This window comes from Micromonospora alfalfae, assembly GCF_022230925.1.
Lineage (GTDB): Bacteria > Actinomycetota > Actinomycetes > Mycobacteriales > Micromonosporaceae > Micromonospora > Micromonospora alfalfae.
Genome location: NZ_JAKKFH010000039.1, coordinates 16,704 through 30,980, shown reverse-complemented (window position 1 = coordinate 30,980; position 14,277 = coordinate 16,704). Strand labels below are relative to the sequence as shown.

Genomic DNA, 14,277 nt, shown 5'->3' with positions numbered 1-14,277 from the left:
GGGGGGGGGGGGCGGGGGAGCGCGGGTGACTATGTCGCGACTCGCCGGGTTGGGGTGAGTGGGGCGGCGGTGGGGCAGGCACGACATGATTGGTGGCGCGGGGAACGGCCGTAGCCCGCATCATGGAGGTCGGCCGACGAACGACAGGAGTGAGGTAGCCGGTGGACCCGCTCGATCGCATCGACGAACTGATCGCCATCCTGGAGCAGGCCCGCTCCGTCCCGATGTCGCGCAACAACTGCATGGTCGACCGGGGTGAGATGATCGCTGCCCTCGATGAGATGCGTGCCGATCTCCCCGCCGACCTGCGTCGCGCCGCCGCCCTCCTGGAGGAGCGCGACAAGATCATGGACGCCGGCAAGCGCGAGGCGGACCGGATCATCAGTGAGGGTGAGGCAGAACACGCCCGCCTGGTCTCGGTGAACGAGATCACCGTGTCGGCCGAGCACGAGGGCGCCCGGATCATCGGGGAGGCCCGCGCCGAGGCGCAGCGCCTGCGTGAGGAGGTCGACGACTACGTCGACACCGCGTTGGCGAACTTCGAGCAGTTCCTCACCAGGGCGCTGGCCTCGATAGAGCGCGGCCGGGACAAGATGCACGCGCTGCGGGAGATCGGCACCTTCGCTGGGGATGAGGCGGAACGCCCGCTACCCTTCTGAGCGGCACCTCACCAGCCGACTTCTCAGGCGGGCGTCGCCCCCGGTTCGACGGTCCGGCGGTCGTCCAGGTAACCTTTTTTGTCGGCCTCTCACCGGCCGGAGTCTAACTATGCCCAAGCACTCGCCATCGACACTCAACCCCAGGTCGCCGTTGGTCCTCGACACGAGGGACCTCCCGCGTCGCCCTGGCGCGTTGCGTGAGGTCCGGCGGGTCGTGCCGGCACCGGCGGACCTCGGTGTGGAGTTGATCGGCGTGCCGGAGGGTGCTGACCTCGACCTCGATCTGAGGTTGCAGTCGGTGTCCGAGGGCGTGCTCGTCTCCGGGACCATCACCGGTCCCGTCCGGGGCGAGTGCGGCCGTTGCCTGCGCGAGATTAACGACTCGATGGGCGTGACGATCCAGGAGCTGTACGCGTACGAGGACAGCACCACGGACGCCACGACCGACGAGGACGAGGTGGGCCGGATGCAGGGCGATCTGATCGACCTGGAGCCGGCGCTGCGGGACGCGTTGGTGCTCACGCTGCCGACCAACCCGCTCTGCCGGGAGGACTGCCCAGGACTGTGCCCCGAATGCGGGGCGCACTGGGACGATCTGCCGGCCGACCACAGTCACCAGCAGATCGACCCGCGTTGGGCGGGCCTGTCGCAACTGACCGTTACAGAGGAGTAAGAACCGTGGCCGTCCCGAAGCGCAAGATGTCGCGCAGCAACACCCGGTCCCGCCGGGCGAACTGGAAGGCGACGGTGGTCGCGACCGTTGCGTGCCCGCAGTGCAAGTCCCCGAAGCTGCCGCACGCCGCCTGCTCCGTCTGCGGCACCTACAACGGCCGCCAGGTTCTCGAGGTCTGACCTGGACGCCGAGTGACGCCCCCGACCCCAGGTCGGGCGGCGCGCGCATCCTGGCATTCGCCCGGCGCTCCGGCTCCCTCCGACGCCGGCCGGCCCAGTCCGGCCGGCGTTCCGGTGGAGCCGGGCGCCGCGCGGATCGCCGTTGACCTCCTCGGCGGGGACGACGCTCCCGCCGTCGTGGTTGACGGCGCTCTGCGGGCCATGCGCGCCGACCCTGACCTGCATCTGCTTCTCGTCGGTCCGACCGAGGTCGCCGACGAGTTGATTGCTGCCCTCGATCCGGCGCAACGCGCCCGGATCACGGTGCGGCCCGTTCGCGATGTCGTCGGCATGGCCGACCATCCCAGCGCCGCCCGCTCCGAGAGCACCGTCCGCGCCGCGGTCACCGCCGTCCGGGACGGGACCGCCGACGCCCTGGTCTCCGCCGGCGCCACCGGTGCCACAGTCACCGCTGCCGTACTCGGCCTCGGCCGTTCGCCGGAGATCCGTCAACCCGCGCTGGCAGCCACCCTGCCCGCCGTGGCGGGGCCTGTCGTGTTGCTCGACGTCGGCGGCTCCCTGGAACCCCGCCCGGCCACCCTCGCCCGCCACGCAGTGCTCGGTGCCGCGTACGCGGCGGTGGCCCACTCGATCGCCGCGCCCCGGGTCGGGCTGCTCTCGGTCGGCACCGAGGCCGGCAAGGGCGACCGGGTCCGCCGCGCCACCGACCCCCTGCTCGCCGTCGAACCGCTGCCCGGCGGGGCGCGCTACGTCGGCCTGGTCGAGGGGTACGACGTGGCCCTCGGCGCGCGCGCCGATGTGGTCGTCACCGACGGCTTCACCGGTAACGTGCTGCTCAAGGCCATTGAGGGCGCGTACGCGATGGCCGGCGGCCCACCTGCCCAGGGCGGCGCGCCCCGCGCGGCGGCCCTGCTGGGCGTCGCGGGGACGGTGGTCGTCTGTCACGGGTCCGCCCGCGCCGACGACGTCGCCTCCGGCATAGCTCTCGCCGCCCATCTGTGGCGGCGGCGCGCCACCGATCTCGTCTCCGCGTTGCTCGACCGCGACGCCGCGACGGATCGCACCGACCGCTCCACCGACACCGAGGTACGCACATGAGCAACGACAAGCGGCGGCGGGCGTCCGTCGGTCACCTGGAAACCGCCTTCGGAGTGAGCCTGGAACCCGAGCTGCTCCAGCGCGCGTTGACCCACCGGTCGTACGCGTACGAGAACGGCGGGCTGCCGACCAACGAGCGACTGGAGTTCCTCGGCGACTCGGTGCTCGGCGTGGTGATCACCACCGCGCTGTTCCACAACCACCCGGATCTGCCTGAGGGGCAGTTGGCCAAGCTGCGGGCCAGCGTGGTCAACATGCGGGCGCTCGCCGACGTGGCCCGCGGCCTGGGCCCGGACGGGCTCGGCGCGTACCTGCTGCTCGGCAAGGGTGAGGAGACGACCGGCGGCCGGGACAAGGCGAGCATCCTCGCCGACACGCTGGAGGCGCTGCTCGGCGCGATCTACCTCCAGTACGGCCTGGACACCACGGGGATCGTCATCCACCGGCTCTTCGACCCGCTGATGGCCGAGTCGGCCGGTCGCGGGGCCGCACTGGACTGGAAGACCAGCCTCCAGGAGCTGACGGCGGCGCTCGGTCTCGGCGTCCCGGAGTACCGGATCGAGGGCACCGGCCCGGATCACCTCAAGACGTTCACCGCCTGGGTGGTGGTTGCTGGCATCCGGTACGGCGGCGCCGAGGGGCGCAGCAAGAAGGAAGCCGAGCAGCGGGCCGCCGAGGCCGCCTGGCGGACGCTCGCCGAGCAGAACGGTCAGAACGGCGACGACGGCCAGGATGGCCGGGCCGGCGACGATCGTCAGGACCAGACCATTGGTCGGGACGACGCAGTCGACCGGGACGAGCCGGTCGGGCCGCTGGAGCGCGCCGAGCGGGCGGCTGAGGCCGAGCAGTCCGACCACCTGGCGCAGGCGCTGCCGGCCGGGGGCGCCGACGGTCACGAGACGGGCGGGCCGCGTGCCTGAGCTGCCCGAGGTGGAGACGGTCCGGCAGGGGGTGGCCCAGTGGGTCGTCGGCCGTCGGATCGCCTCGGTCGAGGTTCGTCATCCGCGTGCGGTCCGCCGGCACGCTCCCGGCGACGTGCACTTCGCCGACGTGCTCGCCGGTCGGACGGTGCTGGACGCCCGCCGTCGCGGCAAGTACCTGTGGCTGCCACTGGACAGCGGTGACGCGATCGTCGGGCACCTCGGCATGTCGGGTCAGCTGCTGCTCCAGCCACCCGGAACGACTGACGAGACCCACCTTCGGGTCCGGTTCCGGTTCAGCGACGAGGGCCCGGAGCTGCGCTTCGTCGACCAGCGCACGTTCGGCGGGCTCTCGGTGAGCGAGGGCGGCGCCGAGTTGCCCGACGAGATCGCGCACATCGCCCGCGATCCGATGGACCCGGAGTTCTCCGACGAGGCGTTCGTCGCGGCGCTGCGCCGCCGGCACACCGAGGTGAAGCGGGCGCTGCTCGACCAGACCCTGATCTCCGGAGTGGGCAACATCTACGCCGACGAGGCGCTCTGGCGCGCCAAGCTGCATGGCGGCCGACCCACCGACGCGTTGACCGGCCCGGCCGCGCAGCGCCTGCTCGGCCACGTCCGTGACGTGCTGGCCGAGGCGATCAGCGAGGGCGGCACCAGCTTCGACGCCCTCTACGTGAACGTCAACGGCGAGAGTGGCTACTTCGACCGGGCGCTCAACGCCTACGGCCGCGAGGGTGAGCCGTGCCGGCGGTGTGGCGCGCCGATCCGCCGCGAGGCGTTCATGAACCGCTCCTCGTACAGCTGCCCGCACTGTCAGCCACGGCCCCGGGGTTCCCTTCGGGGATGACCCGGAGTCGGCTCGGGGCGATCCCGGCGGGTCGCGGCCTGTCGCTGCGGGGTGGACCCCGGTGTACGTCCGGATCGGGGTCCGACCCCCGGCGAACGCACCCCCGTGCCCGGTCCGGTGGTTCCAGGGTGGGCCCGGGTCGATCCCCGATGTGACCGCCTCGTCACGCACCTAACGTCAGCACAGTTGACAGGGGGCTGACGTGACAGGGGGACCCGAGATGGGGAGAAGACCGGTGACGGTGCGGCTGGCGCGGTGGAGTGCCGAGCATCCGTGGCGGGCGATCGCACTGTGGGCCGTGTTCGTGGCGGTGTGCTTCGTGGGCGGCAACGCCGCCGGACTCAACGAGGCCACCAGCGGCGACCAGGCGATCGGCGAGGCGGGGCGGGCCAGCCTCATCGTGGACGCCGGTGACTTCGACGACCCGGCCGTGGACAACGTCCTGATCACCTCCCGTGGCGGCGCGTTGGACCAGGCGGCGGCGAAGTCGGCGGCCGACGACGCGGCGGCCCGGCTGCGTACGGTCGCCGGGGTGGCCGAGGTGGGCCAGCCGGTCACCGCGCGGGACGGCTCGGCGTTGCTGCTGCCGATCACCATGTCGGGTGACCCGGAGACGGCCTCGGATCGGGTGCAGCCGTTGCGCGACGCCACCGCCAGCGTGCAGGACGCGTATCCCGGGCTGCGGGTCGAGCAGGTCGGCGGGCCGTCGATCGGCCAGGCCCTCGACGACACCCTGGGCAAGGACTTCAAGCGGGCCGAGCTGCTCAGCCTGCCGGTCACCCTGGCGATCCTGATCATCGCGTTCGGCGCGCTGATCGCGGCAAGCGTGCCGGTGCTGCTGGCACTCTCCTCGGTGGCCGCCGCGATGGGTCTGTCCACTCTCGCCTCGCACCTGGTGCCGGCCACCGACACCACGGCACCGGTGATCCTGCTGATCGGCATGGCGGTCGGCGTGGACTACTCGCTGTTCTACATCCGTCGGGAGCGGGAGGAACGCGCCAAGGGCCGGTCCGGTCTGGACGCGGTGGAGATCGCCGCGGAGACCTCCGGGCACGCGGTGGTGGTCTCCGGCTTCGCGGTGATCATCTCGATGGCCGGGCTGCTGCTCGCCGGCGACGTGGTCTTCTCGTCCCTCGCCATCGGCTCGATCCTCGTGGTCGCCGTCGCGGTGACCGGTTCACTGACCGTCCTGCCCGCCCTGCTGGCCCGGCTCGGCCGTTGGGTCGACCGGCCCCGGGTGCCGCTGCTCTGGCGGCTCACCGCGCCGCGTACCGGCCGGCACGGCGAGCCCCGCGCGCCCCGGCTGTGGCCGGCGGTGCTCCGGCCCGCGCTGCGCGCACCGGTGGCGACGCTCGTCATCTCGGTCGGGCTGCTGCTCGCCCTGGCCGCGCCGGCGCTCGGCATGAAGCTGAAGTTCCCCGGCATGGAGGACCTGCCTCGCACGACTCCGGCGATGCAGGCGTACGACAGGCTCACCGCCGCCTTCCCGAGCGCCGGCACCAATCACGTGGTGGCCGTCCGGGCACCCGCCGACCAGGCCGACCAGGTACGCGCCGCCCTCACCGACCTGTCCACCCGGGCGGCCGGCGACCCGCTGTTCGCCCCGGCCGAGGCGGACGGCCCGAAGATCGAGGTGTCGGCCGACCGGCGGGTCTCGGTGCTGGACGTCCCCACCCCGTACGCCAGTCGGGACGACCGGTCGGTGCAGTCGTTGGAGAAGCTGCGCGGGGACCTGGTCCCCGTCGAGCTGCGGGGCATCCCCGGCATCGAGTACGCGGTGGGCGGGAGCGTCGCCGACAGTGAGGACTACGCCCAGCACGTCCGGGACAAGCTGCCGCTGGTCATGGGCTTCGTGCTGGTGCTGACCTTCCTGGTCATGACGTTCACCTTCCGGTCGGTGGTGATCGCGGCAAGCTCGATCGCGCTGAACCTGCTCTCCGCCGGCGCCGCGTACGGCCTGCTGGTGCTGATCTTCCAGGGCGAGTGGGCGCAGGGACTGCTCGGCTTCACGTCGATGGGCGCGATCGTGTCCTGGTTGCCGCTGTTCCTGTTCGTGGTGCTCTTCGGCCTCTCGATGGACTACCACGTCTTCGTGGTCAGTCGGATCCGCGAGGGCGTCCGGTCCGGCCTGCCCAACCGCGACGCCGTGTCGTACGGGATCACCTCGTCGGCCGGGGTGGTGACCAGCGCGGCGATCGTGATGGTCGGGGTCTTCTCGATCTTCGCCACGCTGAGCACGATCGACATGAAGCAGCTCGGCATCGGTCTGGCGGCGGCGATCCTCCTGGACGCCACGATCATCCGGGGAGTGGTGCTGCCGGCGTTGATGACGATGCTCGGCGACGCCAACTGGTGGGCCCCGCGCTTCCTGCGCCCCCGCCCGGCCCCCATGCCCACCGACCCGCCCGCCCCCGCCCCGGAGCTGGTCCCAGTCCCGTAACCCCGCCCAGCCCTCACCCTGCCCAGCCCCGCTCTGCCTCACCCAGCCCAGCTCCGCTCTGCCTCACCCAGCCCAGCCCCGCCGATCTTGCAGTTCTTGTCGCGACAAAACCGGGCCGACCCGGCAAACCAGCGACCGAAAGTGCAAGATCGCGGGGCGGGGCGGGGCGGGGCGGGGCGGGGCGGGGTTAGGGGAGGGGGCAGGGTTCGCGGGAGGCGTCCAGGGTGCGGTCCTTGCGGATCGACGCGAAGCCGTAGCCGACGGTGGTGACACAGAAGTCGTCGGTCGAGCCGGTGTACTCGACGTGGAAGACCGGCTTGCCGGCGTCGCTGAACGGCAGCAGTTTGGCGCACTGGGCCAGCCGGACACACTCCTCGTTGACCGCGAAGTCGAAGTCCGGGGCCAGCGCGGCGAGCTGTGCCACGTCGTTGACCAGCCCCGGGGAGAGACTCAGCGAGCGGGCCAGCTCGGCCAGCCGGCGGTTGAACAGCAGTTGGTCGTCGAAGTCGAGCGCAAAGCCGGTGCGCGCCGCGTACCCGTCGGCGTCGAAGAGCGCGACCGCGCCGAAGCCCTTGCCCCGGCAGAGCCGGAACCGGTCGGCCAGAACCGGCCGGAGCGCGTCCCAACTCCGGACGTCCAGCCACCGGCTGTCGGGTCGACGCCCGGCCGCACCCCGAACGACCTCCGGAAACCGGCTGGCGTCCGGGTCGTCGGAGCGGACCGATCCCACGTTCACCTGGCAGATCAACCGGCGGTCCCGGGAGCGCAGTTCGGCGGTCTGCGCGGCGGTGGTGGCCACCGGGTCGAGGAGGAAGACGTGGGCGTCCACCGCCGGGTCGAGCGGGCCGCTGAGCTGCCACTGCCACTGCCAGTGCCGGGCCTGCGTCGCCGGCCACGCGGTGGGCGCGCCGGGCGGGGTCAGCACTGGCCGGCAACCGTACGCCGGCACCACGAGCACGAGTGCGACGCTGGCGGACAGGACGCGGCGCAGTGGGCGTACGGCGACGCGTCGCCGCGGCCGGATCCGCATCGGCAGCTCCCGGGTCCCGGACGGCCGGTCGCCGCCCGCACCGGTACGCGGCCCCCACGCTGCGGCCCGACGTACCTCATCGGGTCAACGAGCGCGGGGGTGGGAACGACGCGCGGTCAGCGCGGCGCCGCGAAGACCTGCGTCCAGTACGGTCCGTTGCTGTTGGCGATGCCGACGCCGATCTCGGTGAACGCGCAGTTCAGGATGTTGGCCCGGTGGCCGGAGCTGTTCATCCAGGCGTCCATCACCGCAGCCGGGGTCTTCTGGTTCCAGGCCACGTTCTCGCCGTACGTGCGCCAGGTGTAGCCGACCCGGTCCAGTCGGGTGCCGGCGTTGCTGCCGTCGCTGCCGGTGTGCGACATGTTCTGGTGGTCGGCCTGGTCCTGGCTGTGCCGCTGGGCGGCCGTCATCAGCTTGTCGTCGATGCTCAGCGCCTTGCAGCCGGCCTTGGCCCGCTCGGCGTTGACCAGGTCCACCACCTCGCGGGCCTGAGCGCTGACGGAGCCGCTGGAGCCGCTGGAAGCGGTGGAGCTGCCGGTGTTGCTCGGCGCGGTGCTGCGCTCGACGCTGCGGCGCGACGCGGCGGTGGTCCGCGACGTCGCCGGCGTGGGCTTGACGACCTTGGTCGGCGATGGGCTGGGGGACGCCGGGCTGGGGATGGTCGACGGGGAGGGTGCGGCGAGGGTGTCCAGCGCCGGTTCTCCGGTCGGCGCGGCCGACGTGGCGTAGGTGTCGTCGACGGCCGTCGGCTGGGCGGCCCCGTCGTCACCGCCGGGCAGGGTGAGTGCGCCGACGCCGAAGCTCACCACGAGGGTGGCGGCCGCGGCGGCGCCCCCGATCATCAGCGGCCGGCGCCAGCGGCGTGGTGAGCGGTGTCGTCCCTCGCCGGGCCGGCCGGTCTCGGCGGCGCCGCGCCAGCCGTCGGTGGTCTCCGGGTCGGTGTCGGTGTGCCAACCGCCGGGCGCTTCGGCGCGCCGGCCACTGTCCTGGGCCGGGTAGCTGTCGTCCCAGCCGTCGGTCTCGCCCTCCGGCTGGTAGGCCGCCCAGGCGGCGGTGCGGGCGTCGGCCGCCTCGGCGGGGATCGCCGGGTCCGGTTGCCGGCCGTCGGTGGGCTGCTCCCGGTGCCACTCGTCGCCCGGCTGACCGGGCTCGTCGCCGAAGAGGTAGGCCGAGCGGGGCTCCGGGCGGTCGTGCAGCCAGGCCGGCTCGTCGGTCGGCCCTCCGGCGCGCCGGGGGGCGCCGTTGGGGTCCATCGGATCGGTCCAGCCGTACACGCCTATGCCTCCAGGGGTCGGTTGCGGGCCGGGGTGACGCTACGGCGCGCCTACGACCTGCGGCAACGTGGCTAAGAAAGAGTTAAGGGGAAGTCGGGCACCAGGGTGCGGACTTCCGCAGATCCGGGCGTACAGTAAAGGCGTCCGGACAGAGAGTGTCCGTGCCTTGCGGCAGCCCCCCCGACAAGTGGACAGGTCGACGTGGAGATGATCTACGGCCTGCGAGAACTTGACGAAGGAGGGGTTTGCGGCTCAATATATAGGTGTCGCCAGTCGCGCCCGGTCATGCCCAGATACAGCCTGGAATGACAGCCGCGTACAAATGGGCGCGCGTTGGCCGGCCTTTCCGGCAGCGCATATCAAGGAGTCAGCATGGCGAAGGCCCTCTACGGCCACGTAGGTGCAGCGCCCGACCGGCGTCTGCTCGACGAGGTCACCCGACTGCGTGCCAGGGTTCAGGCACTGGAGTTCGAGATCACGCGTCTGCGTGCCGACAATGATCGGCTCGCGGCGGCTGCGGCGGAGGCGGACGATCTGCTCCGTCTGGCCGAGCCGGCGCTGACCTGATCTTCAGGTCGTAAAAACTGAATCGCACCATCGCAAAAATGCGCGCCGACACCTCTGTGCCGGCGCGCAACACTGTCCGGGACCTTTTCGACGCCGACCATTCATGATCTTGTTGCTGATCGTGCGGGAAGCGCGCTGCACAGTTACCGAAAAGCGCGTCGGCGGATAAGCCGATCATGAAAGGCGCTTGCCTTTCTCGCGGTCTCCCGAACAGCAGCGCGCCCACTGTCGACGCGACGCGGGGCGGGTCGCGTGCCGGGCCGCTCCCACCGCCGGGTTAGTCTGCGAGTTCACCCAGGTCCCCGCAGCCGGCGACGGTACGGCGGCCACCGGACGAGGATCGAGTAGGTGTATCTCAAGAGCCTGACGGTGAAGGGGTTCAAGTCCTTCGCCTCCGCGACGACGTTGAAGCTGGAGCCCGGGATCACCTGTGTGGTGGGCCCGAACGGCTCGGGCAAGTCCAACGTCGTCGACGCCATCGCCTGGGTCCTCGGCGAGCAGGGCGCCAAGGCCCTCCGTGGCGGCAAGATGGAGGACGTCATCTTCGCCGGCACCGCCGGCCGGGCGCCGCTGGGTCGCGCCGAGGTCACCCTCACCATCGACAACACCGACGGCGCGCTGCCGATCGAGTACACCGAGGTCTCCATCACCCGCCGGATGTTCCGCTCCGGCGAGAGCGAGTACGAGATCAACGGCAACTCCTGCCGGTTGCTCGACATCCAGGAGCTGCTCTCCGACTCCGGCATCGGCCGGGAGATGCACATCATCGTCGGGCAGGGCCGCCTCGACGGCATGCTGCACGCCAAGCCGGAGGATCGCCGGGCGTTCATCGAGGAGGCTGCCGGCGTCCTCAAGCACCGCAAGCGCAAGGAAAAGGCGCTGCGCAAGCTCGACGCGATGCAGGTGAATCTCAATCGCTTGACCGACCTCACGGCCGAGCTGCGTCGTCAGCTCAAGCCGTTGGGCCGGCAGGCTGAGGTGGCCCGGCGCGCCGCCGCCATCCAGGCCAACCTGCGCGACGCCCGGTTGCGGCTGCTCGCCGACGACCTGGCCACCCTGCGGACCACCCTCGACCGGGAGATCGCCGACGAGACCGCGCTGCGCGAACGACGTGAGCAGATCGAGGGTGAGCACACCGAGGTGCAGGGCCGGCTCGGCGAGTTGGAGGCCGCCCTCGCGGAGGACGCTCCGCTGCTCGCCGCCGCCCAGGACACCTGGTACAAGCTCTCCGCCCTCCAGGAACGCTTCCGCTCGATCGAGCAGTTGGCCCGGGAGCGGCTGCGGCACCTCAGCGCCACCGGCGACGACGAGCGGCCCGGCCGCGACCCGGAGCAGCTGGAGGCCGAGGCGGAACGCGTCCGCGAGCAGGAGGAGGAGCTGCGCGGCGCGCTCACCGACGACCAGATCCGACTGGCCGAGGCTGTTGAGCACCGCCAGGAGTTGGAGCGGCAGTTGGCCGCCGCCGAGCGCGAGCTGGTCGCCGCGGCCAAGGCCATCGCCGACCGGCGCGAGGGAATGGCGCGGCTCACCGGCCAGGTCAACTCCGCCCGGGCCCGGACCACCAGCGCCGGCGAGGAGATCGAACGCCTCGCGACAGCGCACGCCGACGCGTTGGGCCGCGCCGAGCAGGCGCAGGCCGACCTGGACGCGGTCGCCGCCCAGTCCACCGAGGCCGACCGGGACAACGCGGACCTGGACGCCCGGCACGCCGAGGCGGTCGCCGTGCAGGAACGGGCCCAGGCCACAGTCCGATCGCTGTCCGACGCCGAGCGGGCAGCGGAGAAGGACGCCGCCACCTGGAAGGCCCGCGAGGAGGCGCTCGCCCTGGGGCTGCGGCGCAAGGACGGCGCCGGGGCGCTGCTCTCCCGCGCCGGAGACGTGCCCGGCCTGCTCGGCAGCCTCGCCGGGCTGCTCACCGTCGCCCCCGGTCACGAGGCCGCGCTGGCCGCTGCGCTCGGCGGCCTCGCCGACGCCGTCGCCGTCAGCGGGGTGGACGAGGCCGTCGAGGCGATGCGGATGTTGAAGATCTCCGACGCCGGCCGGGCCGGCCTGCTGGTCGGCAGCCCCGCGGGGCCCGGCATGACCGGCTCCGCCGACGCGCTGCGCCCGAAGCTGCCGGACGACGCCCGGTGGGCGCCCGACCTCGTGGAGTGCAGCGCCGAACTGCGTCCAGCGGTGCACCGGGCCCTGCGGGACGTGGCACTCGTCGACGATCTCGCCGCCGCCGCCGAGCTGGTCGCCAGCAACCCCGAGCTGCGGGCGGTCACCCCGGACGGTGACGTGGTCGGGGCGTACGCGGCGGCGGGCGGGTCGGCCAAGGCCCCCAGCTACATCGAGGTGCAGGCCGCCGTCGAGGAGGCCCGCGCCAACCGGGTCACCGCCGAACGCGCTGGCCTGGAGCTGCGTGATCAGTTGGTGGAGGCGCGCGCCGAGGTGGCGGCCGCCAAGGAGGCCGTGCAGCACGCCGCCGCCGAGAAACGCGAGGCGGAGAGCCACCGCAACGCCGCGGCTCGCCGGTTGGCCGAGCTGGGCGCGGCGGCCCGCTCCGCGAAGGCCGAGACCGACCGGCTCGGCGACTCCCGCTCCCGCGCCGAGGCCGCCCGGCAACGGGACCTCGCCGCGCTCGCCGAGCTGGAGGAGCGGCTCCGGCTGGCCGAGGAGACCCCTGTCGACGCCGAGCCCTCCACCGACGAACGGGATCAACTGGCGGCCATGGTGCCGCAGGCCCGGCAGAACGAGATGGAGGTCCGGCTGGCGGTGCGTACCGCCGAGGAGCGGGTCTCCTCGATCGCCGGCCGGGCCGACTCGCTCGCGCGGCAGGCCACCGCGGAGCGGGCCGCCCGGGAACGCGCGGCGGCCCGGCGGGCCGCCCGCGCCCGAGGCGCGGGCATCGCCCGGTCCGTCGCCGGTGGCGCCCGGGAGGCGCTGACCCGGCTGACCACCTCGATCGCAACGGCAGAGGAGCACCGCGACGCGGTCGCCCTGGAGCGCGCCGCGCGGGAGGCAGAGCTTCAGGAGGTACGCGGTGCCGCCAAGCGGCTCGGCGCGGAGTTGGAGCGGCTGACCAGCCAGGTGCACCGCGACGAGGTGGCCCGGGCGGAGCAGCGACTGCGTATCGAGCAGTTGGAGGCGAAGGCCGCCGAGGACTTCGGGCTGGACGTGGAGACGCTGGTCGCCGAGTACGGTCCGACTCAGCCCGTTCCGCCGACCCAGGTGGACGTCGCGGCGGCCGAACGTGACGGTCTGCCGGTGCCCGAGCCGGTGCGCTACGAGCGGCCGGTGCAGGAGAAGCGGGCCGCGAAGGCGGAACGCGAGCTCGCCCTGCTCGGCAAGGTCAACCCACTCGCGCTGGAGGAGTTCGCCGCGCTGGAGGAGCGTTTCAAGTTCCTCTCCGAGCAGTTGGAGGACCTCAAGGCCACCCGTCGGGACCTGCTCACAGTGGTCAAGGACGTTGACGAGCGGATCCTGGAGGTCTTCGCCAGCGCCTTCGAGGACACCGCCCGGGAGTTCGAGCAGGTGTTCACAGTGCTCTTCCCCGGTGGCGAGGGACGGCTGATCCTCACCGAACCGGACGACCTGCTCACCACCGGCGTCGAGGTGGAGGCCCGCCCACCGGGCAAGAAGATCAAGCGGCTGTCGCTGCTCTCCGGTGGCGAGCGGTCGCTGACCGCGGTGGCCATGTTGGTGGCGATCTTCCGCGCCCGGCCCAGCCCGTTCTACATCATGGACGAGGTGGAGGCGGCCCTGGACGACGTCAACCTGGGCCGGCTGATCACGTTGCTGGCACAGTTGCGCGAGAAGAGTCAGCTGATCGTCATCACGCACCAGAAGCGGACGATGGAGATCGCCGACGCGCTCTACGGCGTGACAATGCGCAGCGGGGTCACTCAGGTGATCAGCCAACGGCTCAACCGGGCCGACGAGGACGACCAGCGGCACGGCCGCGGCGAGGAGAACGGGTAGTGGCTCGGGAACGCGCGACGGCGCTCCTGCTGGACTTCGACGGCGTACTGCGTCGGTGGGACCCGGCGGTGGCAGCCGTTGTCGAGCGGGAGTACGGCCTCTCCGAGGGTGTGCTCGGTGAGATCGCCATGCAGTGGGGGCGGCTCCAGCCGGTGCTCACCGGCCAGGTCAACCACGCCGAGTGGATGAACAGCGTGGCGGACGCCCTGACCGAATCGGTGGGCAGCCCGGAACGGGCCCGCGCCGCGGTGGAGCAGTGGCAGGGCTACCGGGGCGAGGTCGACCAGGAGGTGCTGGCGTTCGTCCGGGAGGTCCGTGCGGCGGGCGTCCGGGTCGGGCTGGGCACCAACGCCACCGACCTGCTCGACGCCGACCTGGCCGCGCTCGGCCTGGTCGGCGAGCTGGACGTGGTGGTCAACTCCTCGGTGATCGGCGTGCACAAGCCCGCCCCGGAATACTTCAAGGCCGCCTGCGTGGCCCTGGCCACCCCGCCGGCCCGGGTCCTCTGCGTCGACGACGAGGACTGGGCGGTGCGGGGTGCCAGGGCCGCAGGGTTGTCGGCGCACCGCTGGGGCGGCCACGCCGACCTGCGTTACCTGCGAGCGGCCCTGGACTACTGAGCGC

Annotated in this window: 12 protein-coding genes; 10 read left to right on the top strand and 2 right to left on the bottom strand. The window is 72.4% G+C overall.

Translation table 11 applies throughout. The features are described 5' to 3' along the window. Positions 1-161: 161 nt before the first annotated feature. The 7 genes from MED01_RS28435 to MED01_RS28405 all read left to right on the top strand — a co-directional run bounded on the left by MED01_RS28435 (position 162) and on the right by MED01_RS28405 (position 6,819). Positions 162-659: an SPFH domain-containing protein gene (locus tag MED01_RS28435; protein ID WP_196921503.1), complete on the top strand. Its 498-nt coding sequence runs from the start codon at positions 162-164 to the stop codon at positions 657-659. A 109-nt stretch (positions 660-768) separates the two neighbouring features. Continuing rightward, entirely contained in the window at positions 769-1,332 is a 564-nt protein-coding gene (locus MED01_RS28430) for a YceD family protein (protein ID WP_091393061.1), read from the top strand. A 5-nt stretch (positions 1,333-1,337) separates the two neighbouring features. Next, the gene (gene rpmF / locus MED01_RS28425; protein ID WP_030335284.1) at positions 1,338-1,511 is read left to right on the top strand and encodes a 50S ribosomal protein L32; all 174 of its coding nucleotides are present in this window, start codon (positions 1,338-1,340) and stop codon (positions 1,509-1,511) included. Between the two features lie 114 nt (positions 1,512-1,625). After that, positions 1,626-2,609 carry a phosphate acyltransferase gene (locus tag MED01_RS28420; RefSeq protein ID WP_112582010.1) on the top strand — a complete coding sequence of 328 codons (984 nt, stop codon included), beginning with the start codon at positions 1,626-1,628 and terminating at the stop codon, positions 2,607-2,609. Then, positions 2,606-3,529 carry a ribonuclease III gene (rnc, locus tag MED01_RS28415; RefSeq protein ID WP_238671581.1) on the top strand — a complete coding sequence of 308 codons (924 nt, stop codon included), beginning with the start codon at positions 2,606-2,608 and terminating at the stop codon, positions 3,527-3,529. The genes MED01_RS28420 and rnc overlap by 4 nt, the downstream gene beginning before the upstream one ends. Then, on the top strand, positions 3,522-4,379 hold the full coding sequence (gene mutM / locus MED01_RS28410) for a bifunctional DNA-formamidopyrimidine glycosylase/DNA-(apurinic or apyrimidinic site) lyase (protein WP_238671580.1): 858 nt from the start codon (positions 3,522-3,524) through the stop codon (positions 4,377-4,379). The genes rnc and mutM overlap by 8 nt, the downstream gene beginning before the upstream one ends. Before the next feature lie 220 nt (positions 4,380-4,599). Continuing rightward, complete coding sequence (locus MED01_RS28405; protein ID WP_238671579.1) at positions 4,600-6,819, top strand: MMPL family transporter; 2,220 nt, start codon at positions 4,600-4,602, stop codon at positions 6,817-6,819. Positions 6,820-7,006: 187 nt separating this feature from the next. Here the strand turns inward: MED01_RS28405 and MED01_RS28400 are convergent, their stop codons facing one another. After that, positions 7,007-7,849, bottom strand: coding sequence for an endo alpha-1,4 polygalactosaminidase (locus MED01_RS28400; protein ID WP_238671578.1), 843 nt, complete (start codon positions 7,847-7,849; stop codon positions 7,007-7,009). Positions 7,850-7,965: 116 nt separating this feature from the next. After that, a complete protein-coding gene (locus MED01_RS28395) occupies positions 7,966-9,123 on the bottom strand; it encodes a CAP domain-containing protein (RefSeq protein ID WP_238671577.1) in 1,158 nt (385 codons plus the stop codon). A gap of 372 nt (positions 9,124-9,495) precedes the next feature. Between MED01_RS28395 and MED01_RS28390 the strand changes: the two genes are divergently transcribed. From MED01_RS28390 to MED01_RS28380, 3 genes are all read left to right on the top strand, one after another. Next, positions 9,496-9,690, top strand: a complete 195-nt coding sequence (locus MED01_RS28390; RefSeq protein WP_007456482.1) for a hypothetical protein — start codon at positions 9,496-9,498, stop codon at positions 9,688-9,690. A gap of 348 nt (positions 9,691-10,038) precedes the next feature. Then, on the top strand, positions 10,039-13,653 hold the full coding sequence (gene smc / locus MED01_RS28385) for a chromosome segregation protein SMC (RefSeq protein ID WP_238671576.1): 3,615 nt from the start codon (positions 10,039-10,041) through the stop codon (positions 13,651-13,653). Continuing rightward, positions 13,653-14,273 (top strand): HAD family hydrolase, encoded by a 621-nt coding sequence (locus MED01_RS28380; RefSeq protein ID WP_238671575.1) that lies wholly within the window; start codon positions 13,653-13,655, stop codon positions 14,271-14,273. Before smc ends, MED01_RS28380 begins: the two co-directional genes overlap by 1 nt. Positions 14,274-14,277 lie beyond the last annotated feature (4 nt).

What these genes read in the sequence shown, in the direction of transcription:
- MED01_RS28400 (WP_238671578.1), bottom strand. Translation starts at nt 7,849, where the DNA reads ATGCGGATCCGGCCGCGGCGACGCGTCGCCGTACGCCCACTGCGCCGC.
- MED01_RS28405 (WP_238671579.1), top strand. Translation starts at nt 4,600, where the DNA reads ATGGGGAGAAGACCGGTGACGGTGCGGCTGGCGCGGTGGAGTGCCGAG.
- MED01_RS28430 (WP_091393061.1), top strand. Translation starts at nt 769, where the DNA reads ATGCCCAAGCACTCGCCATCGACACTCAACCCCAGGTCGCCGTTGGTC.
- rnc (WP_238671581.1), top strand. Translation starts at nt 2,606, where the DNA reads ATGAGCAACGACAAGCGGCGGCGGGCGTCCGTCGGTCACCTGGAAACC.
- MED01_RS28390 (WP_007456482.1), top strand. Translation starts at nt 9,496, where the DNA reads ATGGCGAAGGCCCTCTACGGCCACGTAGGTGCAGCGCCCGACCGGCGT.